Origin of the sequence: Methanogenium cariaci JCM 10550 (assembly GCF_001315945.1) — an archaeon.
Lineage (GTDB): Archaea > Halobacteriota > Methanomicrobia > Methanomicrobiales > Methanomicrobiaceae > Methanogenium > Methanogenium cariaci.
The window spans coordinates 46,752-72,402 of sequence record NZ_BBBG01000007.1; the positions used below are offsets into that span (position 1 = coordinate 46,752).

Consider the following 25,651-nt stretch of genomic DNA (forward strand, 5'->3'; position numbering starts at 1 on the left):
GTCTGACGTCCTAGATCTGGTATGCAGGAATATCCAATTAAAAGGGGATATACCAAAGAATTTGCCCTCCGGATGGTAGACGGTCTGACAGAACTCTTTGGTGAGACAGCAGAGGAACATGAGGGACACTATACCATCACATACGGATCGTTCAAGCGTTTTGAAGTATACACCGGTGAAAAAGGAAAAACGCTCATTGTGGATTCCGACTCGGACATGACAATATTTGATCGTCTGAGTGAGGAAGAGGCAAACGAGGTTGTACTCGATACCAACAAACGCTTCCGGCAGTACCTTGAGCTTGTGACCGGATACAACACCAAAGAACGAAAAAAGAATGCAGAAAAAGCTGCCAAAAAATCGGCATAACTTTTTTTATTTTCTCTTTTACTGCACAACAATTGCCGGTTTAAATGGCAGCGCCGCCCGTGCCTTGGGGTGACTGCTCTCCTCAGCACTGACGACCGAGACCGAGACGCCAAACTCACGCTCAAGGAAGTCCTTTACTTCACTGAACACGGTCAGTTCATCCGGCCCGGTTTCCATAATTGTGGAGACCAGTTCCGGCGGGAAACGGTGTATCTGATTGGTGATCTGTTTTGCCGCATCCGTTGCCTCTTTGCCCCGGTTTCTCATCTCCTCGTTCTTCATGATCTCGCCCATCACCTTCTTCCGGTCGGAGGCAGAGGCAATGATCCGGAATATGTCCCACTTCCATGCGGGTGCCACGTAGAGAGTGATCGATTCGGTATCGATCTGGATCAGACGCATGATGGATTCAATATCCTCAACAGTCCGGGACAGCAGTTCTTCAGAGAGTTCAAGACCCTCGTTGACGAGGGACGAATCTGCCTGTGGCCAGGGTGCGAATGCAACCGGTTCACCTGAACCGACCGTTGTCCAGAGTTCCTCACAGGTATACGGGATGAAGGGCGCAAGCAGCCGGACCCATGCCGATGCAATGGTGTGCAGAACCGCTGAACTGCGTATACCTTCCGGAAGACGGCGACGATACCACTTCAGATCCGATTCAATGCTGAAGTAGGCCTCCTGTAGTGCCTGACGGGTCTGGAACGATTCAAGGGCCTCTGTCGTCATCTCAATGTGCTTTTGCATGCGGGACAGCACCCATGCATCGATGTCATAGGTGTCCTCGCATCCAATACCCTCGTTGATAGTGTTCCAGAACCGTTCGATCTGTTTGCGTACCGACGAGACCAGTTCATTTCTCCAGTCAAAGTCCTGCCACGGTTCGGCGCTGCCCACAAGGAACATCCGCACCGTGTCCGCACCGAATTCGTCCAGCGCATCTTCCAGCAGGATCACATTTCCTTTCGAGGAAGACATCTTGGCGCCTTCCAAAAGACCCATGCCAAAGATGACCATGCCCTGCGGCCGCAGTTCTGGAGGGAAGAGGGCGTCATGGTGGAACAGCTGGAATGTCAGGTGATTGGAGATCAAATCTTTCGCGGAGAACCGGTAGTCATACGGATACCAGTAAAGGAATTCCTGCCTGAGGTCATCAAGCGTCTCTTGGGGAATGCCCTGCGGGTTCCCTTTGCCGAGGAATATGTACTCAAACACATCCGGGGGGGTGAGCAGTGCCGGATCAATCTTCCGGATCTTATGGGAGATGGTGTAGTAGGACATATACATGGTCGAGTCGGACAGCGGCTCAACCAGCCAGTCCTTGTCCCATGGCACCCTGGTGCCCAGCCCGACTCTTCTCGTACATGCCCAGTCGTTAAGCCAGTCAATGGTACGGGTGAATTCCGCCCGGACTTCGGGAGGTACCAGAGCCAGGGATTCCAGATCGTTGTGGACATTCTCCTTCCACTCCGGATCACTGTATTTCAGGAACCACTGGTCCTGCAGAATCCTGACATACACTCGTGTCCCGCAGCGGCAGACGACATTCCGGTTGTCAAACTCAAACATCACCGCAGAGCCGTAGCGCTCGAGCATCAGTTCAGCGATCTCCTCTCTGGCTTCTTTTACCGGCTTCCCGCCATATTCCGGAAGCATCCTGCCTTTTGAATGTTCGGCGTTATAGACTTCCTGAGTCAGGACTTCCATTGCCGGATCGTTCTGGTTACTGACACCGGAGCGTTCCACCGCATCCTGTGCCGGGCATCTGCCGTAGCTTTCAACCGTGATCAGGGGGGGCACCGGGACAATATTCTGGTATTTGCCCTGCTGCTGCAGGTCACGGAGGGCGATATAGTCAAACGGTGCATGGGCGGGTACACTCATCACGATGCCTGTCGCCATATCCGGGTCGACAAAGGCCGCGGGCAGAATCTGGACGTCACCGCTCAGCGGGTTGGAAACGGTCTGGTCAACGAGGTCTGCACCCGAAATCTCTCCGTCCAGTGTCACCTCATGGTCCTGCAGGCGAATCTTTTCCGTTGCTTCAGGGGGGACAGAATCCACTTCTGGCCGTCGACACGCACCTTCTGGTAGGTGACGTCCGGGTTCACCCAGAGATTGGTCACGCCATACGTTGTCTCCGGTCTGAGGGTGGCACAGGGGGGGATGATGTAGTCGTTCCAGCTGAACATCACCAGCACGTACTTGACAATCTCTGCATGTTCCCCTTCGAGGAGGTCATGATCCCCGACCGGGTTGTCGCATCCCATACAGTATTTCACCGGATGGGCGCCCCGTACTACCCGGTTTTGATCGTGCAGATGCAGGTACTGCCATTCAATAAATTTGGAGTAGGTCGGGTCCACGGTGGTAAACCGCCGTCTCCAGTCAATCGAAAGACCGCAGCGGCTCATTACCCGTTCGTATTCCTGACTGAAATGACGAACAATCGACATCGGTTCCGTGAATGTATCCAGCGTCTCCTGTGGTACGCGGTAGAGATCGGAATACAGCCTGACGGTCTTCTCATCCCCCCCTGCGGCAATCCTCCGTGATATACCGATCACCGGTGTGCCGGTCACATGGAACGCCATCGGGTAGAGAACCTGATACCCCTTCATTCTCCAGAAACGTCCGATCACATCCGGCACAATGTATGTCCTGCCGTGCCCGACATGCATTGCCCCGGACGGATAGGGATACGCAACGTTCAGGTAGAATTTCTTATTCGCACTCGGGTCGGACTCAAACTGCGACCGCCAGATCTCTTTATATTTCTGTTCAAAGTTTTTCATATCAAATGATTGCACGTGTATCGCCCCAATCTGAAAGGTAATCCCTGAAATATTGTTCCCAAAAATAAAGTTAGTTTCCTACCGGCTTAAGGCGAATTGACTCATTCTCCTTATACCGGCGCAGCATGTCCTGTGCGATTCCACTGGTCTTTGATATGATGATCTCACCATTATCATTCACCGTTGCCGTGAACAGGTACTCTTTTCCGCCAAATACATCCACGATTCTCCCGCTGTTTTCCGGAGACATCACCGTGAGGTTCTTTTTGTCGACGTTCAGTTCAATGGACTGCCCGTTTGCAGAAACACCTTCCACGGATGGTCTGCCGTCCGCAGGAGCCTCTTCTTCCTTTGCGGGTCCGAATTCTGAAAACGGCTTTATATCGATACCGATACTCAGTTTATTGACAATACCTGCAACATTTTTCCCTCCTTTTCCAATTGCAGCAGGCACATCCCGGTCATCGATATATACGACGGCCTTATTGTCGGAGAGCATCTTTACTTCTATTGGCCCGTCAGTAAACCGCCCGAGTTCCTGTTTGATCTCACGTCCTGCCAGATTCCACGCAAGATTTTCATCTTCCGGCGGCACCTCCTTTTTCTCCTCCGGGGGCTCTTTGCTAATCTTCTTTGCTGCAGGGGGGTTGTTGTTCTTTCTTGTGTGAAGGAGCAGGGACTGGTGCAGGTGCAGGTGCAGGTGCAGGCGCAGGCGCTGCTCCCTGCATCTCTGCAGGCAGCACAATAGTCTGCCCTTCGTAGCAGAATACCTCACATGCAGTAGCATCATCTGCACAACGTGATAGCCTGATGATCGGGCAATTTTTTGAGAGATCCTGCATCCCGCTCGGTTTTCCTACGACCAAAGATATCCGGTACACAGATAACTCCGCATTTTCATCAACAAAAATCAGGGTGTCGACGGCGTTTGCGAGAGTACTAAAATCAATCCGGTTAATAAACCGCTGCAGGGCATCACAGGGTGTACGGGAATGGACGATGCCAATGGTGCCGACTCCTGCAAGGCGCATATCCGTATATACCTCGAAATCTTCCTCTACGCGGATTTCATCAAATATGACATGGTCCGGGCGTGTGAGTATCAGCACCTCTCCGGTCTTCTTCATGCTGCCGTCAAGTGTGGAGAACTGGGTGACCGAATCAGGTACCTGAAGATCACGTGGATTTTCCATCGTACAGACCTGATGTCCGGATTCCATAAGGAAGGCTGCGATGTTCTGGGCGAGCGTGGTCTTTCCGGAACCCGGCGGGCCTGCAATAAGAATGCCGGATGATTTTTGTAACAGGTGCTTTTTAATTTCCGGGGCGAGTGATTTAGGATCATACTGCTCCCTGAGCACCGGTCTGAACGCAGTGATGGCCATGCCATCAGAGAACGGCCGGCGCACAATTGCAATTCTCATCGAACCTATCTGAACGACGGTCACTCCTTTGCGTTCGACTTCAACAAATCCGTCAGGGTCGCGTTTGGCCCGTTCCAGTATCTCCTGGGCCATCTGTCGGAGTTCATACTCGGAAAGGGGGGGATTTTCACGAAGTGTTACCAGATCGGAGCGTTCGATATTTCCTTTTCGTGCCGTGGGTTTTACCCGTTCTTTCAGATGTACTGAGATCGTTGTTTCATCAAAAAACTGATCAATACTCAGGGGGGGTGAAAATTCTCCCGGCTGGGGGGGTTTGAGATACAGCACGTCCAGACCTTTTGCCTTTGCCACCTCTGCCTGCACGATGTCACTGGTTATAAATTTGACATCGTCGTATTCCAGTGCGACATTGCGAATCAGTGCATCTATCTCGCCGCCGCTTGCCAGTTTCACCTGTTCAAGACTGGGCCGTTTTCCGACATATTGTAATTCAATGATTCCTTTGCCAGCCATATCTGAAAGTTGCTGGAGTTCTATCAAACCGCTAAATCCTATTTCCCGTCCCTGATTTGCCTGAGATTCGAGTTCAGCCACAACAGCTTCCGGTATTATTATTGTATAACCGTTATATTCTCCCTCCTGTATCATGGAGGTGATGCGTCCGTCTATTACAACGCTTGTATCGGGTACTAATATCATAAAAATATCACCAGACTAATATGGTGTCACTCATCCTTTTTATCATATGCCTCATCTGGATTTACCAGCCTGCGCGCGATGATTTTCCGTCCAGTTCACGGAAAAAGCAGGTTTCGTATCCGGTATGGCAGGGCACACCGGTCTGGTGCACCATATAGAGGAGGGTGTCAGCATCACAATCCACCCGTATCGTCTCTATTTTCTGAAAATGTCCTGACTCTTCTCCTTTTTTCCAGATACGGCCTCTGCTGCGGGAAAAGTAATGTGCATATCCTGTGGACCGGGTCAAAGAGAGGGCCTCGGTATTGGCATATGCAAGCATCAGCACCCGCCCGGTCTCTGCGTCCTGTGTGATCACAGGCACCAGTCCTGAACTATTGTACTTAATATCCATCTATCAGACAACTCCCGATAGTGCCAGTATTAGTATTGTCATAATATCACCAATAAAGAGTGCAGAAATAAATCCCGCGCAAATGGGAAGGATGAACGGGACGCCATAGGAGATCCAGACGGTTCCCGCTTTCCGGTAGAGTCTCAGTTCCTCCTGATACTCCTTTGGATTTCGTTTGAAATCCCGGGTATATAGTCTTCGTTCTCCGCGGATCATTCTGCGAATCGCCTCTCTGAACGAGAGGTAGCGGCGTGTCACCTCGCCATTCTCTCCTTCCGTGAACTCCTCCATGACAAAACCGAATTCGTCCTGAATGGTGTCTCCGGCAACCGGAAACCCCCCCACGAACATGTAGCGGAGGGGGGGACCATGATTTTTCCTGAGGCAGTTCATGGCAAATATGCCCAGAGGCGTCACCAGATTGAGCAGAACGGCATTCATGATCACCGAGATGGGGGGGAAGAACGCGATGATCGGGTAACCTGCATACGGTTCGGCGGGGAAGAGCGGTATGCACGCGGTAATGAAGATCATCGCCCATGCGTCCGCACCTCCGAAGAGGTGCAGGTAGGCGGAAGCGACGTAATAAAATACACAGAGCATCGCTGACAAAAATAACAGGCCCAGCGCAAACCGCGGGGGGGAATCACTGAATAATCCTGCATACGTGAGCACCGCCATTGGAAGTGCAACAACAAGCATGGGATACCATGTTTTAAACGGGACCCTACGTTCCCGCAGGTCCAGAACCGATGCGTAGATGAGAGTCAGGGCAATGGCCACTGAAGAGATGATCAGTGTCTGGTAGATCATACTCATACGTTGTCTGTAGTATCATTTTAATGCATAATCATGATCGGGATGCATGCAGACACGACCGGTGCTCGTGAATATCGACACGGATTCTCTAAAAAAGGAACTACGATCAATCGCGAAGGGCGCTGATCCGAAACATACGGATTCATCAAAGTCTGGAACGGTTCCGAGAATCTCTCGGGTATTGTCGCATACAAAGAATCGGGTTCTAAAAAGGGGGGGTTACGCCCAGGACGGAATTCGAATCCGTGTCGCAGCCGTGACAGGGCTGCATGATAGGCCCCTACACTACCTGGGCATTTCGCACGCACATTCGACAAGTCCCGCCTCCCGGAGTCGAACCGGGGGGGACATCGCGGTAGCCGCGCAGTTACCGTCTTCCGGCAAACTATACTACAGCCGCGCACTCTACCAGTCTGAGTTAAGGCGGGCATTGCGCCGTGGTGCTCTACAATATACGACACGTCTGACCTTATAGTTTGTGTTTTGAATCGGATATTGCCCCATTTCATCCGACCCAATCATTATATTCGCGCCATACGTATAGAGGATCATGTCTCACAAACCATACGAGACCGGGATCGTCGCAGGAGATGCGGCAGGTCGCCTTCTTCGGCGATTCGAAACGTATTCGGAATAACGTAACTGTTTTTGACACCACCCTGAGGGATGGTGAACAGACACCGGGCGTGTCATTTACCCGTGATGAAAAGGTCACTATCGCACATCAGCTCTCGGATATTGGAGTTCATGCCATTGAAGCCGGGTTCCCTGCATCGTCTGCCGATGAGAAAGGGTTTGTACGGGAAATTATCTCAGAAGGACTGGAGAGTGACATCTGTGGTCTCGCGCGGGCGACCCGGGCGGATGTAGAGGCCTGCGCCGACTGTGGCGTAGACATCATCCATGTCTTTATCCCGACATCAGAGGTGCAGCGGGTGCACACCATCAGGAAGACCCACGAAGAGGTCGTCGACATCACGCGGTCAGTTGTCGGCTTTGCCCGTGACCATGCGGACCAGGTGATGTTTTCGGCGATGGACGCCACCCGCACCGGTATGGCTGAACTGACAGAGGTCTACCGGGCGGCGGTGGACGCCGGGGCAACGATTCTCAATGTGCCTGACACTGTGGGGGTGGCATCCCCCCCGTCGTCCATGAAAAAACTCGTGTCCGGCCTTGCAGACGCCCTCGCCTGCCCGCTTGATGTGCATTGTCACAATGATTTCGGCATGGCCGTCGCCAACACCCTGTCTGCGGTGGAGGGGGGCGCCTCCCAGGTACAGGTGACGGTCAACGGTATCGGCGAACGGGCCGGTAACGCTGACATCGCACAGACGGTGATGGCACTGGAGTCCATATGCGGCATCAGAACCGGCATCCGCACCGAACGACTGGTGGAGACATCCAGGACGGTCTCCCGCTTCTCCGGCATCTCTGTGGGCCCCATACAACCGGTTGTAGGGGGGGAGAATGCCTTCGCCCACGAAAGCGGCATACACGCACAGGGAGTGCTTGCAGATGCCAGCACCTTTGAACCCGGCATCATGACGCCGGAGATGGTTGGGCACCGCAGGAGGCTGAAACTGGGCAAACATGTCGGCCGCCATGCCGTCGCACGCATGCTCACTGATGCGCATATCGTCGTACAGGAGAGTGAACTGGACGAGATCGTGGCACAGGTAAAAGAAGTCTCAAACCGCGGCAGAAAGGTGACGGAGAACGATCTCTATGAGATTGCAGATATGGTTATTGGCGGGGCGGGGGTCGAAAAGATCATCGTCCTCCATGACATCGCCATTATCAACGGAAATCACATCATGGCAACGGCCACGGTCAGGGCGAGTGTGAATGGAAAAGAGACGGTCTGCTGTAGGATTGGAAACGGGCCGGTCGATGCTGCCATGAAGCGGTCGTTGGTATCGTCCCGGAAAAACTCGTGTTAAAGGAGTTTTCCGTATCTGCCATATCGGGAGGGAGTGATGCCATTGGTCACGTATCCATTGCGGTTGAGGATGCCCAGGGCAGTATCTACGATGCCGGTGCCTCGTCAGACGATATTGTCCTTGCATCGGCAGAGGCGATGATCAATGCACTGAACCTTGTCTATCGGTTGAAAAAAGGAGAATAATCAGTTTATTGAGGGTGCCGGGGGGGCACCTTCAAGCGCACCCTTTATCTGGGCCTGGAGCTGCTCAAACTTGGTGGTGAGCGCTTTTTCCTGCTTCTCAAGTGATTTTATTCTGAGTTCAAATGTCTCGACCTTATCGGTCAGGTCGGCGATGACCTTCTCGCGATCCTGCTTCATCATCACGGTTCCGATGGTGACATAGACATCGGAGTCATCGGTGATGCCTCCAAGCTCCGTCTCTGCCTTGCGGGCTTCTTTTGCCATCATCTCAAACTGTGATTTCTGCTGAATAATGGTCCCGAGCTGCTGCTGGACCTGCTGGATCATTGCAATCTGATTCTGAATTTTCGGTGAAACGCCATTCATTTCAATACTTCCTGCATCTCTTCTGCAATCATAATTATCCGGAGATACGAATTCACTGCCGCCCTGAGTGCGGAGATGTCCTCTCCCTCCACCGACAGGAGAAGTCTCCCGTCCGTCTCATGGGAGAGTGAGGCGGATGAACGCCCCCCCATGTCCCCCCCATCTCCGGAAGCGCAGCCGCATATACTACGTCAGGATTACTCGTCCTGATGTGAAACGCTGCTCTGTGTTCCCGGTGGTCTCTCTGCGATTCTGAGGACATATCCTTTCGCCTGTGCTCCATGAAACAGGATCTCTTTTGCACCTGCATCCGTACGGTGATATCCAGGCACTCTGCCAGTTCATGATACACCTTTTCGCTGCCGGTGCGGAGTCCCTTTTCCAGAGGCACGTCCCGGCGGGATACGGAAAATCCTGACAAAAATATCCCGGATATCGACTCACCGGAAACGTAAGTCTCAATCAGGGTTTTTCTCCCCCCCCTGCGTGAGACGACCAAAACGGGATCTCCCCAGGATAATACTTCATCAACCCCCTGCCTTCCCACGGGGGGGGAATATTTTCCCCCCCCAGTGCGAATGCAAGGTCCTTTCCCAAGGTCCTCAGTTCCGGAGCTGGTTTCCGTGATGTTGTAACAAGCTTCATCGGGCCTTGAGGGATTTTATCCCTGCCCCCCCGCGCTCTTTAAAGAGAATTCGGTGGCCGCAGTACGGACAGCGGACGTTAATGTCCACCTCGACCTTCTGCTTGCACCGGGCACACTTGTATCCAGACACGACGGAGTCACTACTCCTTGATCAGTGAACGTTCGATCGTACGGAGTGCGACCTTCAGATTGGGTGTCTGCGGCGCATATGCTCCACCGGCAAACTTGAAACCGCACTTGCGGCATTCCCAGATACCGGTACCCTTGCGGGCAACAGCCTGTGTGTCACAGCGTGGACAGACATGCTTCGCATGTGATACTGTCTCGATTTCGTTGACACGTTTTCTGAGGAACCGGCCATAGCGTGGCCCGAATCTGCCTGCACTTCCTGTAATACGTCCTTTTGCTCTCTGGTTTCTCTTTTTAGCCATGTAATATTGCCCCCCCTGATATGTCTGTATATATTTACTCTCAACCTTTATTAATCCTGATCAAGAATCTTCACTTCAGCGTCCCCCCCTTTGGTGAGACGGTTGATAAGTGAGTAGAATTCTTCCTGTATACCCGCAGGATGCGCACAACACAGATCCATGATCCGTCGTTCTGCCACTGGTCCCGCTCGATGGTTGTTGCCGTGCGGATTTCGCCATATGCCTTTGGTGCATAATCGGCAGGAATCTTCACGGCAAATTTCATCTCGGCAAACTTGATCGGAATTAATGGTCGTAATGCCTTTACGACATCCTTTACCTGCTCATCCACATGTTTGAACGGGTCCACACTGACCTTCGCCTGCTCCATTGCCATATCAATGCGCTGGGGAGGGTGAGGCAGTTTTGTCTGGGGATTAATCGCATTCCGGGAGATGAATGTTACAATCTGATTTCGCTTTTCCTCAGTCATCCGTTTCCGCTGTTCTGAGGTCAGGTGAATTTCCCCCCCTTTCCTGATGATACGCTCGGCGATCGGTTCGAATTCAACCGTATCAAATACCTTTTTCAGCGTCTCTTCAGGTGATTTTTCAGCTTTTGACGAATTTTCAAAGACGTACAATGCTGCCACTGCATCCTCTACCGGAATCTCGTCACCCTGCCGAATCGCAGCTGCGATGTCAGGGTCTACAAGGATCTCGAACCGTTCTCCATGGCTCTCAAGCCGTGCGACAACTGCCTGGTCAAGCGGAATCATATCTCTGGTTCCCCCCCCACCTATTCTTCTGAAGCCTGTTCCGGTTCAAACGTGGTGGTATATTCGCTGACTTCTGACTTGGTCATCTTCCGGAACATGCCGGTCTCGAGAGGTATGATGCCAATCTCAACATTGTCCACGTCAAATTTGCCTTCTGTTGCAGCATACAATGCTTCAAGGCCAAGATTGATTGATGTGGCACAATCCATGTCGTCGCTGTACTTCTCGTCAAAGACCTTCATGACCGCAGGGCGGCCGGTGCCGATTCCCGTTGCCTTGTATTCCAGCAGGGTGCCGGACGGATCTGTCTCAAAGAGGCGAGGAGCTCCGTCACTCACACCGGCAATCAGCAGTGCTGTGCCGTACGGGCGGGCACCGCCGAACTGGGTATATGTCTGCATATGGTCGCAGAGTTTCTTTGAGAGCGTCTCAATGTCTATTGATTCATTATACGAGACACGGTTTACCTGGCATTCCACCCGGGCCCGGTCAACAAGTGCCCGTGCATCTCCGACAAGACCGGAGGATGCAACGGCAACGTGGCCGTCAATCTTGAATATTTTCTCAATTGATGTTTGTTCAAGGAGACGGGAGCTGACCCGTTTATCCACGATGAGCACAACCCCGTCTTTGCATTTGATACCGACTGCGGTTGTTCCCCCCCTCTTTACTGCTTCACGGGCATACTCTACCTGGTACAGTCTGCCGTCAGGCTGAACACCGTAATCGCCCTGTCATATCCCATTTGTGCCTGCATTGGCTGCATCAGAAATCCTCCAAATCATCTGTATTTACGTACAGTGCTGTTGTTTGTTTAATACCCTGTTGAACTAAATCAACCTTTTGACCTGAGATCCTGAGGATCCGATAGGTATTTTCGCCGATTTCACAATTCCCCCCCTCATCAGAGGGTGGCGGACGGGTTGTGATCTTTTTCTTTAGTCCGTGAATGGTGCCGGAGGTGGCAAACGGGTGCAACGCTACCGGGGGGGTGCCATCCACATTCGTCACGGTTGCAAGCACGGTCTCCACATCTGGTTCTGTACCCCCCCGGATGCAGCGCAGGATCACAACACCCCTGTCACAGGATATGACACTGGTGCGCATTGATGCGGCGGCGTTGTCGCCAAACAACGAAGCCTCACATCCCAGAATCGCATAGTGCATATCCCGTGCCGAAACGGGGGGGCACCACTGCGGCACCATCTCCGCTGCAATATAGCGCCAGTTCGGCCGCTGTGTCGGTGGCAGGGGGGGTCTCATTCGATCACCTCCACGGACCGGGGGGGGTGACATCAGTTTTGCCGGGGTGGCAAGGGCGCTATCGACCTGCTCCTCATCAAGCCCCCCCGCCACCTTCCCCCCCAGAAGCGTGAATGCCCGGACAGACCGCAGGCTGGTGAGGGAGTGCCCACCGGAGGAGATGGTGAGCATAAATTCATATTTTTGGGACAAACGCCCGATTTCACGATACCGTTCCAGTGCCCGCTGTCTTCGCGGGCCGGACTCTGCAATGATACGCGACAGGTCAATATCCACGGCCACGCCCCGGTCTGCAGCCATCCGTGCACTGACATGATCAAAGGCCCGCTTGTCCGTATGGTAAATGCCCCGGAGAATGTGCAGGTGGAGATTCCCCAGAATCGCCCGGTTCAGGGCGGCATCTCCCGCATGCACCATCACGATGTCGGCCTTTGGTGCATTGCGGAGTGCATCCCTGCAGGACTTCACGGATTTTGCGGTGATCTCTGCTCCCGAAAGGAAACGGACATTTCCTGCCGTGCAGCCCGCAGGAATCCCAACTGCAACGGCAGCGGTAAAGCCCCCGTCGCTCAAGTTCATCTGCGAGTCTCCGGAGGGTGGTATTCCCTACCGGGTATGGATAGATACATGCGTCAGCAGTTTTCATCATAAAACCCCCCTGCGGCAGAAATAAATCATTCGTGTCAGCCGGAAACTGCCACATTTATCCCGGCAAAACAGTGGTAAAAGAAAAAGGGTTATTTCCCTTTGTTTCCGTTTGAACGGATACTTGGGCGGGTGTGTTCGGTTCCCTTTCCGCGTTTGCGCATGCCGCGTCCCTTCACACCAGCACTGGTCAGACCGCGCTCGGCACGACCACGGTGAACAGGGTTTGCCATCCATCCGAGGTGTGGGTCATTCACGATTGCCGGGTGGTGCCCGTCAACGAGAATTACTTCATACCACTTCTGGCGGCCGTCCTGTCCAACCCAATACGAGTTCAGCACTTCCATGTTCCGGAACCTGCGGCAGGCACGTTCTTCGGCAATCCGCTGGATGCTCTTTCCTGCGGTTGCACGGCGCATGCCCATGCGGTTTGTCCGGCGTCCACGGATGTAGCGGGACTTCCTTCGGCCACCGCGGCGAATGCCGACACGTGCCACAATGATGCCCTGCTTTGCACGGTATCCGAGGGTGCGTGCACGGTCGATACGGGTCGGGCGCTCAATGCGCACAACACTGCCTTCGCGTCTCCAGACCTGCATCCGGTTCCACAGAAGCTGTTTGACTTCTGACTGGTCGGGTTTTTTCCATGCCTCACGGACATAGGAGTACATTGATTTTGACATTGGTTCTCACCATGAAGGTTCAGCCATCCGTAATGTATGGCCACATCCCTTTTTCCAGCGGGCATACACCCGGCGGTTCTCATATATTTGATCTTTGGCTATTAAATATCTGGGGGGGTAACCGGTTCAGGACTTTCGCTTCTCGGTGACGCGGATGCCTCGATAGATGTCTCCGGGTACTGGCCGTCCTCGTCTTTTTCCGCGGATTTGACCATGTCCCATATGGTGAGAAGCGCCACACTGACACCGGTCAGGGCCTCCATCTCCACACCGGTCCGGCCGTATGTCCGCACGGCCACCTCTGCGGTGATAAACCCGTCGCCATCGTGGAAATCCACATCGACTCCGCCGACCGGCAGCGGGTGGCACATCGGGATCAGTGACGAGGTCTGTTTTACCGCCTGTATGGCAGCGATGCGTGCTGTTGCAAGCACATTTCCCTTGATGACCTCTCCTGCACGGATGGCCTCCAGTGTCTCCGGACGGAGGTGAATCCGGCCTTCCGCCCGTGCGAGACGGTGCACATCGGTCTTCTGCGTCACGTCCACCATATAGGCGCGGTCATTATTGATATGAGAAAATTCGGGCATATTGTCTCTTTCTCCATATCCGGTCCCTGTCACTGCAGTGCCGGATATTCTGTCAAAATGCTTCGTTATGATCCGACTTAGTATGATATGCCTTACTCATGCCGCCGTTTTTCCCCGATATGGCCAGAGGAATTCGGGTGAGCAGATCGGTGGCGGCAAGGCCGTCGCCCCCCCGATCGATCAGGGATTCTCCGGCACAGCCATTGACATAGGCGCCGAGGCTGCTGCCTCAAATGCGGGGAGACGGCAGAAGAGCGCCCCCCCCACCACGCCTGCGAGGACATCTCCGGTGCCGCCGACGGTCATATGCGGGGGGGTGCCGGTGCGGCTGAAGCGTACGCGGCTGGTGTCGGAGATGACATCGACCGGCCCTTTGGCAAGGGTGACCCCGGCAGGGCCGTGATCGCGCACCATGCGGCCCCGCCCGATGATGTCATTCGGCAGACGAAAGCCTGTCATCCGGGAGAACTCTCCTGCATGGGGGGGGTGTATATCGAATCGCCTGCGACCGGCAGAGGCTGCCGGAGGGCATCTGCATCAAAGACCGCCCGCCCCCCCATATCCGGGGGCGATGTCGGTGATGACCCCCCCATGACTTTCCGTTCCCAGACCGCAGCCGCATACCGTGACATCCGCATGCGTTGCAAGCCCTGCCAGCCGGTTGGTATCCTCTTCACGGATCATCCGCCCTTCGGTCTGTTCGACGATGAGATCAGGACAGGGGAGCATATGTGGGGTTGCCACCCGGACGATATCCGCTCCCGCACGGATGGCCGCCATGCCCGCGAGATACGGCGCACCCTGATAGGGCCCGCCGCCGATGACCAGCACCTCACCGCCCGCCCCCCCTTGTGGCTGGCATGTCCCTTTTGTGGCACCATCAGCAGGTCACCCGGCCCCCCCGTGAAGTACTCCGCCTCATCGGGAATGCCGATCTCGATTACCACGGGGTCGCCTGCTTTTGCACGGTGAAAGGAACAGACAACAGAGGCAGGCAGGCCGGGGGTCGGGGTATCCGCGGCCACGACCGGGACACCCACATCCCGCACGACTTTGACGCAGGTGGCGTATGGCTCCCGGAGTGCTCCCGTGATACCGGTGCCCAGCATCGCATCGATGACGACATCCGCTGCAGAGATCCGGTCCCGGCATGCTCGAACGGCATCCGGGGGGGTATCGGCGATGATGACCGACACCCCCACAGTGGGAGAGTGCACGATAGTTTCGGGCCGCGTTCTCTGTTCGTATATCACGCGAGAGAACGATGACGGTCACCACGCAGTCCCGGCAGAGGTGGCGGGCCGCGACAAACCCGTCACCGCCGTTGTTGCCCTTCCCGCAGAGCACCACCACCTGTCCGGGAGACATGCCTCTCACATAGTCGGCCAGACCTTTTCCCGCACTCTCCATCAGCTGAACGGCAGAGACGCCCAGCGCCTGTGCGTTGGCGTCAACCACCCGCATTCTCGCTGGGCTGATATAGCCCGTCTCCCGAAATTCACGGAATTCCATTGCATACTGCCAGGGATTCTTTTTCATCGCATCCGTCCTCTTCCTGTCAGACTCTTTTGCCGTCCATCCTCATTAACATTCCATCATGATGGCATCCTTCATCAGAGAGTAATGACAACTTCTACGCAGCAATGACGTTTGAAGACGATGTCCGGGCGGTTGCCCGGCAGATACAGGATGCAGACGCAGTCACTGTGATATCCCATATCGATGCAGACGGCATCACCAGCGAAGCAATCATGATGCAGGCATGCATGGATGCAGGGATTCCTGCACAGAGTGTCTTCGTACGTCAGCTTGAGCCCATGACCATGAAATATGTGCCGGAGGACTGCAGTCTGAAGGTCTTCATCGACCTCGGGGGGGCAGGGCAGCAAAACCTGCTGGAGGAGCGGGGGGGCATGGGCACCGAAGATGTGGCCATTATCGATCATCATGTCGCACAGAACGTGGAGACCCCTTACCTGCAGGCAAACGGTCATCCCTATGGCTACACCCAGCTCTCGGCGGCAGGTGTCGGGTATCTTGTTGCAAAGGAGATGAACCCCCCCGGACACCCGCACCTCGGCGTGCTCGCCCAGAACGCCGTCGTTGGGAATGTCGGTGATATGATGGCGCGGGAGCACTGCGGTCTGACCGGACCCGCACGGGAGATTGCGGCCGACGGGGAGCGGGCGGGCACCATACGAATCGTGCCGCAGGAACTGAACTGCTACGGTATCTCCACCCGCCCTCTCAGGGTCTGTCTTACGTTCAGCGACGACCCGTTTATTCCGGGCATATCCAATAACGAACTGAAGACAGAGGCATTTCTCCGAAAACTGGGGATAGAAGAGCGAACCTCAGGCGGCAGGCAGCAGGTATGGGAGGATCTGGATCAGGACGAGAAGTCTGCGATCATCAACGGCCTCGCCCAGCAGATGCTTGCAACCGGGCAGGATATCTCCCGCCTCCTTGCCGAACACTACATCTTCCCAAACGAAGCGAAAGGGACGCCGCTCAGGAACGCGTCCGAGTATGCGACCATGCTCAATGCCTGCGGCCGCTGGGCCAAGCCGCGGGTGGGGGGGAGTGCGGTCTGTGCCGGTGATCGGGCACAGGCATACCGGGAAGGCGAGGAGATGCTGCGCCACCACAAGCGGATCATCCGGGAGATGATGGAGCATATCCTTGACACCGGCACCACGGCACTGAGCCACATGCAGCACATCCATGTCGGCGACCGGTTCCCTGACACCATTGTCGGTATCGGGGGGGCGGGTATGGCCCTCTCCAAACTGGACTACGAGAAACCGATTATGATCCTCTGCTACCTCAATGACGACCCTGATCTGGTGAAAGTCTCCATGCGAACCAATACCCGCATGGTGGAACGGGGGGGCGTTGACCTGCAGGCCGCACTCATCACGGCGTCTGAAGAAATTGGTGGCGGCGGCGGAGGACATAAGATAGCTGCGGGAGCATATATTCCACGGAATGCCGAAGAGGGGGGGTTTGCAGAACGTGTCAACAGAATTATCGCAAAACAGCGCAATTAACCGCGTCCGGACGATCGCGGATTATCAGTTCGGGAGAGGGGGGGCAGGGGGGGCTGCCCTCTTCCCGATGAATGTACATTCAAACTTTCCACCACCAAGCGGATACGCTATGTGATGCTGGACAAGGTGCGTATCGCAACCGTCCGGGCACATGACGGGCGGTTTACTCTGTCCATCGAAGGAGCGGAACGCCTCTGGCAGTATCTGCCCGCGCCCGTCTACCGGGTTGCTGTCACCGAAGAGGTGGCGGAGTTCATGATGAAAGGCAAGAACGCCATGGCAAAACATGTCACCGCAGCGGATCCGGGAATTATGGCGGGAGATGAAGTCCTCGTTGTCACAGGCGATGATCAGCTCATCGCTACCGGGAATGCGCTCCTCTCGGGTGATGAGATGATGGCATTTAATTACGGTGGAGCAGTACAGGTACGGTCAGGAAGGTTGATCTAAATGATGCCCGGAGTTAACCCAAAAAAGATGAAACAGATGATGAAACAGCTCGGCATGAAGATGGAGGATATCGAAGGTGTCGAGCGTGTGGTCATCTACACCACCGAAGGAGAATATGTCTTTGAGCCGGCCGAGGTCGTCGTCACCACGATGCAGGGCACCAAGACCTACCAGCTGCAGGGCAGTGAACCGGTATTCACCCCCCCGAAAGCAATGGAGATACCGGACGATGACGTGTCGCTTGTCGCAGAACAGGCACAGGTCTCCCCGGACGAAGCACGTGCCGCACTCATCGCGGCAAAAGGCGAGATTGCAGAGGCAATTATCAGGCTCACCAGCGCATGATCGAAACAGGCCAGCGGGTTCTTCTCATATGGGAGGGAAAGGAGTATTACGTGCGTGCCGGCGAAGGAACCCTTTCGACGGACAAGGGTATCATAGACCTGAATGCCCTTCTGGATGCCTCGCCCGGCGAGACTATCGAGACGCATCTGGGCGTCCCGTTTTATATCCGGATTCCCCCGGCCGACCGATTTCTTTTCCCATGCCCGACGTACCGGCGCACCGATGCTTCCCAAGGATATTGGGATGGTCTGTGCACTGACCGGCATGAACCGGAATGACGATGTGCTGGATGCCGGAACCGGCAGCGGGATTGCCTCGATCTTCTTTGGTGGTATTGCAAAGACCGTCACCACCTATGAGATCCGCGAGGAGTTTGCCAAGGTCTGCCAAAAAAATATTCAGGAGGCGGGCCTTGAGAACGTGCAGGTCATTGCAGGTGATATGCTGGATGCAGCAGGCAGCTATGACGTTGTCCATCTGGATTTGCAGATAACAGAGGCGCATATCCGTCATGCCCATGCCCTGCTGCGGCCGGGCGGCTATCTTGTCACCTACACGCCGTTTCTGGAACAGACGTTCATTGTCATGGACACCGCAGAGCCGCTCTTCACCGATGTCGTCTGTCACGAACTGATCGGTCGTGAACTGACACGGACAAAGCGGGGCACCCGTCCGTCAACGCGCGTAAGCCACAGCGGATATATCACCGTCGCCCGGAAGGAATAATACCTTCCGGTCTGTTTTGTTCCGGATATATCTCTCCTGCAGGATACTTCTATTACCCCCCCGAATCGCACAGTACTGACTATGGAGGAGATCGCAGACAGAGATGCCTGGTGCATTTCCCTGCGTATGTTTTTCATTATTCTTTTGCCGCTACAACCGGAGGCGGGCCTCTGATGAAACATATCATATCAATAAAGGACTTTGGCAGGGAGGAGATTGACCATCTTCTTGCCCGGGCAGGTGCCATTGACGCGGCACCGCAGATACGAAAGACACTGGATGGAAAACAAGTCGCACTCCTCTTCTTTGAGCCCAGTACGCGGACACGGATGTCATTTGCATCTGCGGTCTCCCGGCTGGGAGGGACGACGATCACGGTTGACAGTGTGGAAGGCAGTTCCATATCGAAAGGCGAGACGCTGGCCGATACTGTGCGGGTGGTGAGCAGTTACGTGGATGCCATTGTTCTGCGCCATCCCAAGGAGGGGGGGCAGCACGCCTCGCGAGCGAGTTTGCATCGGTGCCGGTGATCAACGCAGGAGACGGGGCGGGGCAGCACCCGTCACAGACTCTCCTTGATCTCTACACCATCCGCCAGTCGATGCCTCTGAAGAAGATCCATATCGGTCTTTTAGGTGATCTCAGGTACGGCAGAACCGCACATTCGCTGGCCTATGCACTCTCCAACTATGATGTCACGCTGCACACCATCGCGCCGCCCACGCTGGAACTGCCGGAGAGTCTGGTGGCTGAACTGCACCGGCGCGGGTGCATGGTGCAGGAGCATGACGACATCACCGATGTCGTCCCTGATCTGGACGTGATGTACACCACACGGATTCAGCGGGAACGCTTCCCGGATGCAGCGTCCTACTATAGTGTGGCGGAGAGCTATCGTATCACCCCCCCTGAGATACTGGAAGGCACAAGGAGGGGGGGATGATCGTCCTTCACCCACTGCCGCGGGCAGGGGAGATTGACCCCCCCCGTGTCGATGCGATGCCCTGTGCACGCTACTTTGAACAGGCACGCAACGGGGTGCCGGTGAGAATGGCAATGCTGGAAGAGGTGATCTGAAAAATGGAAGACAAGCCACGGGGCCTTTTGATCAGCCCCCCCATTAAAGACGGAACGGTCATTGACCATATCCGGGCCGGTGCCGCACTCACGGTATTGCGGGTGCTGGGCATCACCGGTCAGACAGATGAGGAACTCTCCATTGCCACCAATGTGACCTCCATGACCGGGGGGGGCAGGAAGGCAGAAAGGATATTGTCAAGGTGAGCAACCGGGAACTCTCGAAAGAGGAGGTGGACCGGATCGCGCTCATATCGCCCCATGCCACCATCAACATCATCCGGGACTATATTGTGGTGGAGAAGAAGGGGGGGTTGAGATACCCACCCACCTCTCCGGCATCGTGCGCTGCACCAATGCGGGATGCATCACTAACGCCAACGAACCCATTCACAGTTCATTTGAAGTCACGGAGGCAGGTCTTCACTGCCTCTACTGTGATACGGTCATCACCACGGATATTGAAAGCCATATCATCTGATCATCCGTCCGTGGTCATCAATTTCACCCCCCCGGTGTATCCGGGTGCTTGATATCCATCTGCCGTCATCGGCGAGGACGCAGGTGATCTGATGAATGTCCACCTTTTTTCTGCCGCGTTCTTTTCTCAGACGGTTGATTTCAAGACTCACCGGAAAGGTCTCCTCACTGACAACGAGGGCGTCAAAATCGGTATCAAGGGTGGCACCGTAGCGGTCATTCAGGGGGATGATATTCCAGGTTGCCGAATACCCGGACTCCTGTATATAGGCAATAAGACCCTTTTTTCGTTCTTCATAGGGTAAGATCGGATGATTCTTGCCGCCGGCAAAGGTATCTGTGGAAAGGCCGACGATAACGTGTCCGTTTTTTCCGGCAAGCTCAAATGAACGGGATATGAGCTTTTTATGGCCGTCGTGGAGCGGGCTGAATGTGCCCCCCCTACCATAATCTTCATTGGAGCGTGAGGTTATACGTATACCTTATTATGAATAGCGATACTTCTGCCGGAACACCTGCATTTATTGCCGGAAATGCAACCGTGACCGGAGATGTCAGCATCGCAGATGATGTCAGCATCTGGTACGGTGCCGTCATCAGGGCCGATAAAGACCGGATCGCCATCCTCGGTGGTTCAAATATACAGGACAATGCGGTTGTGCACACCACCGCCGGGTGCCCGGTTACCATTGGTAAAGATGTATCCGTCGGCCATGGTGCGATCATTCACGGTGCTGTCATACGGGACCGGGTGTTGGTTGGCATGGGTGCCATCGTGATGAATAACGCCGTCATCGGAGAAGACAGCGTCATTGCCGCAGGCTCTGTCGTGACGGAAGGAAAAGAGATACCCCCCCCGATCCCTGGTGATGGGTGTGCCGGGCAAAGTCATCCGGGAGGCATCAGAGGAACAGATCAGTCACATCGTGGAAAATGCCCGTTCCTATGTCAAACTCGGGAGGGAGACGAACAATGGCTGAAGTGGCAGTCATCGGCGGCGGCGTGGCCGGCATACAGGCGGCCCTCGACATTGCAGACCATGGTGTCCGGGTGCATTTGATCGAACGCGAACCGTCCATTGGGGGGGTCATATGGCCCAGCTGGACAAGACATTCCCCCCCACCAACGACTGTTCGATGTGCATCCTCTCCCCCCCGAAGATGGTGGATGTGGCCCGCCACCCTAATGTAATCGTGCATACCCTCACCGAGGTCACCGGTATCACCGGAGACGTGGGCGATTTTACCCTCTCCGCCGTCCGCCACCCGCGGTATGTCGATGAGAATGCCTGCAACGGCTGTGGGGACTGCACCGATATCTGTCCGGTGGAGGTCTATAACACCTTTGATGCCGGAGTGGGTGTCAGAAAGGCGATATACAAACCACACCCGCAGGTTGTACCCAACATCACCATTCGTGACGCGGTGCACTGCATTGACTGCGGTCTCTGCTATGACATCTGCGGTAAGGACGCCATCCTCCGGGAAGAAAAAGAACAGGAGGTCACGCTCCATGTGGCCTCGGTTGTCATCGCGACCGGCTACCGGACCTTTGATGCCGAGAAGAAGACGACATTCGGGTATCTGCGCCACCCGGATGTGATTACCAGCCTTGAGTTTGAACGGCTGATCAATGCAAGCGGCCCACCGGCGGGAAGATAAAGTGCCTCTCCGACGGGACATCACCCGATCATATCGTCTTTATCCAGTGTTTCGGATCCCGTGACATCCCCCCCGAACACCGGCCCTACTGCTCAGGTGTCTGCTGCATGTATGCGATAAAGAACGCCATTCTCATCAAGGAAAAGAACCCGGATACCACCGTCACCATCTGCTATATGGATATCCGTGCCTACGGAAAGGGCTATGAGGAATACTACGTACGGGCACAGGAACTGGGGGGGGTTCGCTTCCTGAGGGGCCGTCCGGGAGAGATTATCCGGACGAAATCCGGCATGGTGCTTCCGGTGGAAGACACCGAGACGTCAGAGCTGGAGAGACTGGAACCCGGACTGGTGGTCCTCTCTGTGGGCCTTGAACCGGCAGACGGAGCGGCGGAACTGGCAGAAAAGTTCGGTATCGAACGGGACGAAAACGGTTTCTTTGAGCAAAAAGATATGAAATGCGCCCCCCCGGTCGCAACGGTTCGCCGGGGGCATCTACATTGCCGGTGCTGCTGTGGCACCAAAGGATATCCCTGACAGTGTGACACAGGGGGAGGCAGCAGCAATGCGGGCATTTCTGGACGCAGCCGCTGCAGAATAAGGAGACCTGCATGCGAACAATCACATGGGACACCGGGGCACAATGCCTCATCTATATCGACCAGACTCGTCTGCCTGCAGAACGGGCAACCGTGGAGACGCAGTCCGTGACACGTCTGGCAGACGGCATCAGGCACCTTGAAGTCCGCGGAGCACCCGCACTGGGGGGGGTCGCCGGCGGTTACGGGGGGGTGGTCCTCTCCTGTCTTTCGCACCGGAAGGAAGTGGCAGGGCAGGCATTCCGGGACGTGGTAGAAGCGGATGCGGAATATCTCCGGGCGACACGGCCGACCGCGGTCAATCTGGGCTGGGGGGGCATCGACCGGGTGCTGCGAACCGCCATGCGGGAAGAGACACCTGCGGCTGCGTGTGACGCGGCGCTGCGGGAGGCACAGGCCATTGAAGCAGAGGATATCACCCTCTGCCATCGTATCGGCGAATACGGGGGCAGCCCTGTTGCCCGACACCTGCACCGTTCTCACCCCACTGCAATGCCGGAGCCCTTGCCTGCGTCGAATGGGGCACGGCACTGGGCGTCATCCGCTCTGCGGTTGCGGCGGGAAAGCACGTCTCGGTGCTTTCCTGTGAGACCCGTCCCCCTGAACCAGGGGGGGTCGCGCCTCACGGCCTATGAACTGCAGGCAGACGGCATACCGGTCAAAACCATCCCCCCCGACTCTGCGGCAGCACACCTGATGCGCAGGGGGGGTATGATCGATGCCGTCGTGGTCGGTGCTGACCGAATCACTCCGGATGCGGTCTTCAATAAGATCGGCACCTACATGCATGCCGTCTGTGCACAGCACCATGTCATTCCTTTCTATGTGGCAGCTCCCTACTCCACGCTTGACACCCACAGGACGGAAGCGGGGGGGGTAATCATCGAGGAACGTGCCCGTGATGAACTGGCGATATGCGGTGGCCGTCGGCTGATGCCGGACGGGGGGGTGGAGACCGTAAACCCCGCCTTTGACGTCACTCCGCTCACGCTGGTGACGGCGATCATCACCGACCGTGGTGTCTTCCGGCATCCCTATGGCGAGCTCACGGAAACGGGCCGCAGGGACCGATCATGAGTCCGGAACTCCTTGACCCGGCGGCAGTCATAGGCACCCCCCATGGTGGGATCAGCTGATCTACCTCATTGGTGAGGTGACCCTTCTGATCCTTTTGCTGATGGTCATCGTCCCGCTCATCGTAACGGTGATCATCTTTCTTTCCATCCACAATCGCCATTTCTATGCCCCCCCCGGCTGCTCAAGGCGGGACTGGTGATGTCGGAAGGCATGAGCAAGGCCATATGCCGGTTTTTCGGACTGGAAGATCAGGAGCTGACGGCTTTTTTCATCCGGCTGCATAACACCCTCTCGACTTCGTCGTTTCAGGCAGTTCCGATCGAAGAACGGGCGATATTTATCCCGCAGTGCCTGAGGGCAGCGGACTGCCCGGCACACCTCACTCCTGAAGGGCTGGTCTGCAGGCGCTGTGGCAGGTGTGAGGTGGGTGAGAATATTGACCGTCTCGAAGAGATTGGGTATAAGGTATGGATTGCGCCGGGATCAACCCTTATCAAACGGATGTTCAAGAAATATCATCCGCAGGCAATCATCGGTGTCGGATGCCTGATGGAGGTCAAAGAGGGTATTGATATGTGCGACAAGGCAGGTGTCGTTGCAATGGGTGTTGTCACGATAAAAGACGGATGTGTGGAGACGCTGGTCAGCTGGCCGGATGTATACGACGTTGCCCTCTTAGGCACGGATGCCGAAAAAACGGTCGTTTAAGGGCCGTTTCCAACCACTTTTACATTTCTTCCGGTCAGTTTTCCGGATTTAATCTTACCGCACACGAATATTGTTTCGTCCGATGAGACGTCCCCCCCACCTGCACACCGGGGGCGCAGCATGATATCTCCTCCCGCATGCAGACTCTCGATACACGTATCATCACAGACCGTTACATTCTCAATGACATTGAGGAAGCCCTTGATGCGCACCTGATTCCCGATGACGGCATTCGTACAGGTGATGCCCCCCCCCACCGTAGAACGTGGCCCCCCCAGTTCAAGGTGCCATCCACGTCAAGGCGTCCCCCCCAGAAGTGGGTGTCAGAAGCTACAATAAAATTGCCGGATATCTTTACATTACCGTCAAAGAAGGATCCCTTCGGTGCAATAAAATTGTCTCCCTGCCGGTAAACTTTCATTGAGTAAATCTCACCTTTCAAAGATTATTAATTCTACTCTCTGTCCCTGTCTTTGGGTCAGCCGATCATGGCCCAGAGGATCAGCACGGCGAGTGCGGCAAACATTCCTGTTTTGAGCATTTTTGTCGCGCCTGACTCCCGGACACCGGCAGATGTGCTACATCTGACCGAGGATGCCACGGCAAAAAGGATGACCGCGTCTGCCAGAGCAATCATGGCCAGATACCAGAGGTTCCACCAGGGCATGATGGGTAACAGACTGAGCACCACTGCCCCCCCTGCTGCAAGGGCGGCTGCGATACGGCAGGAGTTGAGGACACCGATGATCATCGGCAGGGTGCGGGCCCCCCCCTTCCCGGTCACCCTCGATATCCTCTGCATCCTTGAGGACTTCGCGGGCTGTCATCGGTAAGAAGACGATGCCCGCGAGCGGGAGATTCACCAGGAGACCGTTCAGGCCCGCAGCGGCACCGCCAAAAAGAAAGATGCTGCCTGCCAGATATGAGACCACGAGGTTTCCTGCCAGCGGGACTCCCTTCAGCCGGGCGGCATAGGCCACCAGAAGAACAGAGTTGATACAGGCAATGCCAAAACATGCCGGGTGGATGAGTGCCGCACAGGCAATGCCCGTGAGGAAGAGGACGGCGCTGTAGACAGCAGCCCCCCCTCTCATACTGACGGCGCCGGAAGGAATCGGCCGATCAGGGCGGTTGATTGCATCAATATCACGGTCATAATAGTCATTGACGGCGTTTCCCGCGCCGGTGATGCAGAATACCGACAGAACAAGCAGGGACATACCCGGCGTAACCTCCGCTCCTGCGACAAGCACTCCCAGCAGGACGGCAATGCCTGCGACAAGTGCGTTGACCGGGCGTATGATCTGCAGATACCCGTGAAGACCCATGTACGAAGGTATTGCCGTTCATTTCGGATTAAATTTGTCAAAAAGAATAACGAACGGGCTTGAGGGGATTTGAACCCCCCCTGATCATTAACTTAGGAGGCTAACGCCTTATCCAGGCTAGGCCACAAGCCCACTTGTGCCTATAATACTCAACATCAGAAGGTATAAGATTTCCGAA

Annotated in this window: 16 protein-coding genes, 3 tRNA genes and 17 pseudogenes; 13 read left to right on the forward strand and 23 right to left on the reverse strand. The window is 55.3% G+C overall.

Translation table 11 applies throughout. The features are described from left to right. The first annotated feature begins 21 nt into the window (after positions 1 to 21). Positions 22 to 369, forward strand: coding sequence for a DUF5611 family protein (locus tag JCM10550_RS07805; RefSeq protein ID WP_062398268.1), 348 nt, complete (start codon positions 22 to 24; stop codon positions 367 to 369). A gap of 18 nt (positions 370 to 387) precedes the next feature. On the opposite strand, the pseudogene leuS reads toward JCM10550_RS07805, so the two are convergent. The 6 genes and pseudogenes from leuS to JCM10550_RS07835 all read right to left on the reverse strand — a co-directional run bounded on the left by leuS (position 388) and on the right by JCM10550_RS07835 (position 6,889). Continuing rightward, positions 388 to 3,164: pseudogene (gene leuS / locus JCM10550_RS07810) on the reverse strand (leucine--tRNA ligase). Positions 3,165 to 3,234: 70 nt separating this feature from the next. After that, positions 3,235 to 5,248, reverse strand: a pseudogene (locus JCM10550_RS07815) (PINc/VapC family ATPase). 26 nt (positions 5,249 to 5,274) lie between these two features. Then, a pseudogene (gene hisI / locus JCM10550_RS18555) lies at positions 5,275 to 5,642 on the reverse strand (phosphoribosyl-AMP cyclohydrolase). Between the two features lie 3 nt (positions 5,643 to 5,645). Beyond that, positions 5,646 to 6,455, reverse strand: coding sequence for an A24 family peptidase C-terminal domain-containing protein (locus JCM10550_RS07825; protein WP_062398270.1), 810 nt, complete (start codon positions 6,453 to 6,455; stop codon positions 5,646 to 5,648). Positions 6,456 to 6,683: 228 nt separating this feature from the next. Continuing rightward, positions 6,684 to 6,756: transfer RNA gene (locus tag JCM10550_RS07830), tRNA-Asp, on the reverse strand. 23 nt (positions 6,757 to 6,779) lie between these two features. Then, positions 6,780 to 6,889, reverse strand: a tRNA-Tyr gene (locus JCM10550_RS07835). A 162-nt stretch (positions 6,890 to 7,051) separates the two neighbouring features. On the opposite strand from JCM10550_RS07835, the pseudogene JCM10550_RS07840 reads away from it, so the two are divergent. Then, positions 7,052 to 8,589: pseudogene (locus JCM10550_RS07840) on the forward strand (2-isopropylmalate synthase). Here JCM10550_RS07840 and JCM10550_RS07845 read toward each other — a convergent pair. The 12 genes and pseudogenes from JCM10550_RS07845 to JCM10550_RS24735 all read right to left on the reverse strand — a co-directional run. Continuing rightward, positions 8,590 to 8,955 carry a prefoldin subunit beta gene (locus tag JCM10550_RS07845; protein ID WP_062398272.1) on the reverse strand — a complete coding sequence of 122 codons (366 nt, stop codon included), beginning with the start codon at positions 8,953 to 8,955 and terminating at the stop codon, positions 8,590 to 8,592. It abuts the pseudogene before it with no gap. After that, positions 8,952 to 9,107, reverse strand: coding sequence for a KEOPS complex subunit Pcc1 (locus JCM10550_RS18560; protein ID WP_157200061.1), 156 nt, complete (start codon positions 9,105 to 9,107; stop codon positions 8,952 to 8,954). Before JCM10550_RS18560 ends, JCM10550_RS07845 begins: the two co-directional genes overlap by 4 nt. A 489-nt stretch (positions 9,108 to 9,596) precedes the next feature. Next, positions 9,597 to 9,731: a DNA-directed RNA polymerase subunit P gene (locus tag JCM10550_RS17055; RefSeq protein ID WP_083475376.1), complete on the reverse strand. Its 135-nt coding sequence runs from the start codon at positions 9,729 to 9,731 to the stop codon at positions 9,597 to 9,599. A gap of 10 nt (positions 9,732 to 9,741) precedes the next feature. Then, positions 9,742 to 10,032, reverse strand: a complete 291-nt coding sequence (locus JCM10550_RS07855; protein ID WP_062398276.1) for a 50S ribosomal protein L37ae — start codon at positions 10,030 to 10,032, stop codon at positions 9,742 to 9,744. 50 nt (positions 10,033 to 10,082) lie between these two features. Beyond that, positions 10,083 to 10,789 (reverse strand): annotated as a pseudogene (locus tag JCM10550_RS07860) (ribosome assembly factor SBDS). Positions 10,790 to 10,809: 20 nt separating this feature from the next. Continuing rightward, positions 10,810 to 11,555 (reverse strand): annotated as a pseudogene (gene psmA, locus JCM10550_RS07865) (archaeal proteasome endopeptidase complex subunit alpha). Next, positions 11,555 to 12,631, reverse strand: coding sequence for an RNase P subunit p30 family protein (locus JCM10550_RS17060; RefSeq protein ID WP_083475377.1), 1,077 nt, complete (start codon positions 12,629 to 12,631; stop codon positions 11,555 to 11,557). The pseudogene psmA and the gene JCM10550_RS17060 overlap by 1 nt, the downstream one beginning before the upstream one ends. A gap of 158 nt (positions 12,632 to 12,789) precedes the next feature. Further along, entirely contained in the window at positions 12,790 to 13,380 is a 591-nt protein-coding gene (locus JCM10550_RS07875) for a 50S ribosomal protein L15e (RefSeq protein ID WP_062398278.1), read from the reverse strand. A 126-nt stretch (positions 13,381 to 13,506) separates the two neighbouring features. Beyond that, positions 13,507 to 13,970: pseudogene (gene moaC, locus JCM10550_RS07880) on the reverse strand (cyclic pyranopterin monophosphate synthase MoaC). A gap of 180 nt (positions 13,971 to 14,150) precedes the next feature. Further along, positions 14,151 to 14,750, reverse strand: a pseudogene (locus JCM10550_RS22535) (NAD(P)H-hydrate dehydratase). Beyond that, on the reverse strand, positions 14,651 to 15,166 hold the full coding sequence (locus tag JCM10550_RS22540) for an NAD(P)H-hydrate epimerase (RefSeq protein WP_281175323.1): 516 nt from the start codon (positions 15,164 to 15,166) through the stop codon (positions 14,651 to 14,653). Before JCM10550_RS22540 ends, JCM10550_RS22535 begins: the two are co-directional and overlap by 100 nt. Positions 15,167 to 15,218: 52 nt before the next feature. Further along, positions 15,219 to 15,338, reverse strand: a pseudogene (locus JCM10550_RS24735) (NAD(P)H-hydrate epimerase); the annotation flags it as partial. Between the two features lie 275 nt (positions 15,339 to 15,613). Here JCM10550_RS24735 and JCM10550_RS07890 point away from each other — a divergent pair. From JCM10550_RS07890 to pyrI, 7 genes and pseudogenes are all read left to right on the forward strand, one after another. Next, entirely contained in the window at positions 15,614 to 17,020 is a 1,407-nt protein-coding gene (locus JCM10550_RS07890; RefSeq protein ID WP_062398280.1) for a DHH family phosphoesterase, read from the forward strand. A gap of 58 nt (positions 17,021 to 17,078) precedes the next feature. Next, a pseudogene (locus tag JCM10550_RS22545) lies at positions 17,079 to 17,176 on the forward strand (pseudouridine synthase); the annotation flags it as partial. Positions 17,177 to 17,224: 48 nt separating this feature from the next. Continuing rightward, positions 17,225 to 17,470, forward strand: coding sequence for a PUA domain-containing protein (locus tag JCM10550_RS22550; protein ID WP_245618896.1), 246 nt, complete (start codon positions 17,225 to 17,227; stop codon positions 17,468 to 17,470). After that, positions 17,471 to 17,815 carry a nascent polypeptide-associated complex protein gene (locus tag JCM10550_RS07900; RefSeq protein WP_062398282.1) on the forward strand — a complete coding sequence of 115 codons (345 nt, stop codon included), beginning with the start codon at positions 17,471 to 17,473 and terminating at the stop codon, positions 17,813 to 17,815. Further along, positions 17,812 to 18,541, forward strand: a pseudogene (locus tag JCM10550_RS07905) (rRNA adenine N-6-methyltransferase family protein). The gene JCM10550_RS07900 and the pseudogene JCM10550_RS07905 overlap by 4 nt, the downstream one beginning before the upstream one ends. 173 nt (positions 18,542 to 18,714) lie before the next feature. Next, a pseudogene (pyrB, locus tag JCM10550_RS07910) lies at positions 18,715 to 19,618 on the forward strand (aspartate carbamoyltransferase). A 3-nt stretch (positions 19,619 to 19,621) separates the two neighbouring features. After that, positions 19,622 to 20,099: pseudogene (gene pyrI / locus JCM10550_RS07915) on the forward strand (aspartate carbamoyltransferase regulatory subunit). Here the strand turns inward: pyrI and JCM10550_RS17065 are convergent. Next, a pseudogene (locus JCM10550_RS17065) lies at positions 20,092 to 20,555 on the reverse strand (phosphopantetheine adenylyltransferase). The pseudogenes pyrI and JCM10550_RS17065 sit on opposite strands and share 8 nt — an antisense overlap. 30 nt (positions 20,556 to 20,585) lie before the next feature. Between JCM10550_RS17065 and JCM10550_RS07925 the strand changes: the two are divergent. From JCM10550_RS07925 to JCM10550_RS07945, 4 genes and pseudogenes are all read left to right on the forward strand, one after another. Next, positions 20,586 to 21,078, forward strand: a pseudogene (locus tag JCM10550_RS07925) (gamma carbonic anhydrase family protein). After that, a pseudogene (locus JCM10550_RS17070) lies at positions 21,071 to 22,362 on the forward strand (CoB--CoM heterodisulfide reductase iron-sulfur subunit A family protein). Before JCM10550_RS07925 ends, JCM10550_RS17070 begins: the two co-directional pseudogenes overlap by 8 nt. 10 nt (positions 22,363 to 22,372) lie before the next feature. Beyond that, positions 22,373 to 23,437 (forward strand): S-methyl-5-thioribose-1-phosphate isomerase, encoded by a 1,065-nt coding sequence (locus tag JCM10550_RS07940; RefSeq protein WP_083475378.1) that lies wholly within the window; start codon positions 22,373 to 22,375, stop codon positions 23,435 to 23,437. Positions 23,438 to 23,537: 100 nt separating this feature from the next. Next, positions 23,538 to 24,145, forward strand: a pseudogene (locus JCM10550_RS07945) (DUF116 domain-containing protein). On the opposite strand, the gene JCM10550_RS22555 reads toward JCM10550_RS07945, so the two are convergent. From JCM10550_RS22555 to JCM10550_RS07960, 4 genes are all read right to left on the reverse strand, one after another. Then, entirely contained in the window at positions 24,142 to 24,402 is a 261-nt protein-coding gene (locus tag JCM10550_RS22555) for a hypothetical protein (RefSeq protein WP_245618884.1), read from the reverse strand. The pseudogene JCM10550_RS07945 and the gene JCM10550_RS22555 sit on opposite strands and share 4 nt — an antisense overlap. A gap of 221 nt (positions 24,403 to 24,623) precedes the next feature. Then, entirely contained in the window at positions 24,624 to 24,746 is a 123-nt protein-coding gene (locus tag JCM10550_RS24740) for a hypothetical protein (protein ID WP_281175324.1), read from the reverse strand. After that, positions 24,724 to 25,473 (reverse strand): UbiA family prenyltransferase, encoded by a 750-nt coding sequence (locus JCM10550_RS07955; protein ID WP_245618886.1) that lies wholly within the window; start codon positions 25,471 to 25,473, stop codon positions 24,724 to 24,726. The genes JCM10550_RS24740 and JCM10550_RS07955 overlap by 23 nt, the downstream gene beginning before the upstream one ends. 54 nt (positions 25,474 to 25,527) lie before the next feature. After that, positions 25,528 to 25,605: transfer RNA gene (locus tag JCM10550_RS07960), tRNA-Arg, on the reverse strand. Between the last annotated feature and the right edge of the window lie 46 nt (positions 25,606 to 25,651).

Excerpts from the sequence above, each read along its gene's own strand:
- JCM10550_RS07825 (WP_062398270.1), bottom strand. The coding sequence starts at position 6,455 with ATGATCTACCAGACACTGATCATCTCTTCAGTGGCCATTGCCCTGACT.
- JCM10550_RS07875 (WP_062398278.1), bottom strand. The coding sequence starts at position 13,380 with ATGTCAAAATCAATGTACTCCTATGTCCGTGAGGCATGGAAAAAACCC.
- JCM10550_RS07940 (WP_083475378.1), top strand. The coding sequence starts at position 22,373 with ATGCGAACAATCACATGGGACACCGGGGCACAATGCCTCATCTATATC.
- JCM10550_RS07855 (WP_062398276.1), bottom strand. The coding sequence starts at position 10,032 with ATGGCTAAAAAGAGAAACCAGAGAGCAAAAGGACGTATTACAGGAAGT.
- JCM10550_RS18560 (WP_157200061.1), bottom strand. The coding sequence starts at position 9,107 with ATGGGGGGGCGTTCATCCGCCTCACTCTCCCATGAGACGGACGGGAGA.
- JCM10550_RS07805 (WP_062398268.1), top strand. The coding sequence starts at position 22 with ATGCAGGAATATCCAATTAAAAGGGGATATACCAAAGAATTTGCCCTC.
- JCM10550_RS07845 (WP_062398272.1), bottom strand. The coding sequence starts at position 8,955 with ATGAATGGCGTTTCACCGAAAATTCAGAATCAGATTGCAATGATCCAG.
- JCM10550_RS07955 (WP_245618886.1), bottom strand. The coding sequence starts at position 25,473 with ATGGGTCTTCACGGGTATCTGCAGATCATACGCCCGGTCAACGCACTT.
- JCM10550_RS07900 (WP_062398282.1), top strand. The coding sequence starts at position 17,471 with ATGATGCCCGGAGTTAACCCAAAAAAGATGAAACAGATGATGAAACAG.
- JCM10550_RS17060 (WP_083475377.1), bottom strand. The coding sequence starts at position 12,631 with ATGAACTTGAGCGACGGGGGCTTTACCGCTGCCGTTGCAGTTGGGATT.
- JCM10550_RS07890 (WP_062398280.1), top strand. The coding sequence starts at position 15,614 with ATGACGTTTGAAGACGATGTCCGGGCGGTTGCCCGGCAGATACAGGAT.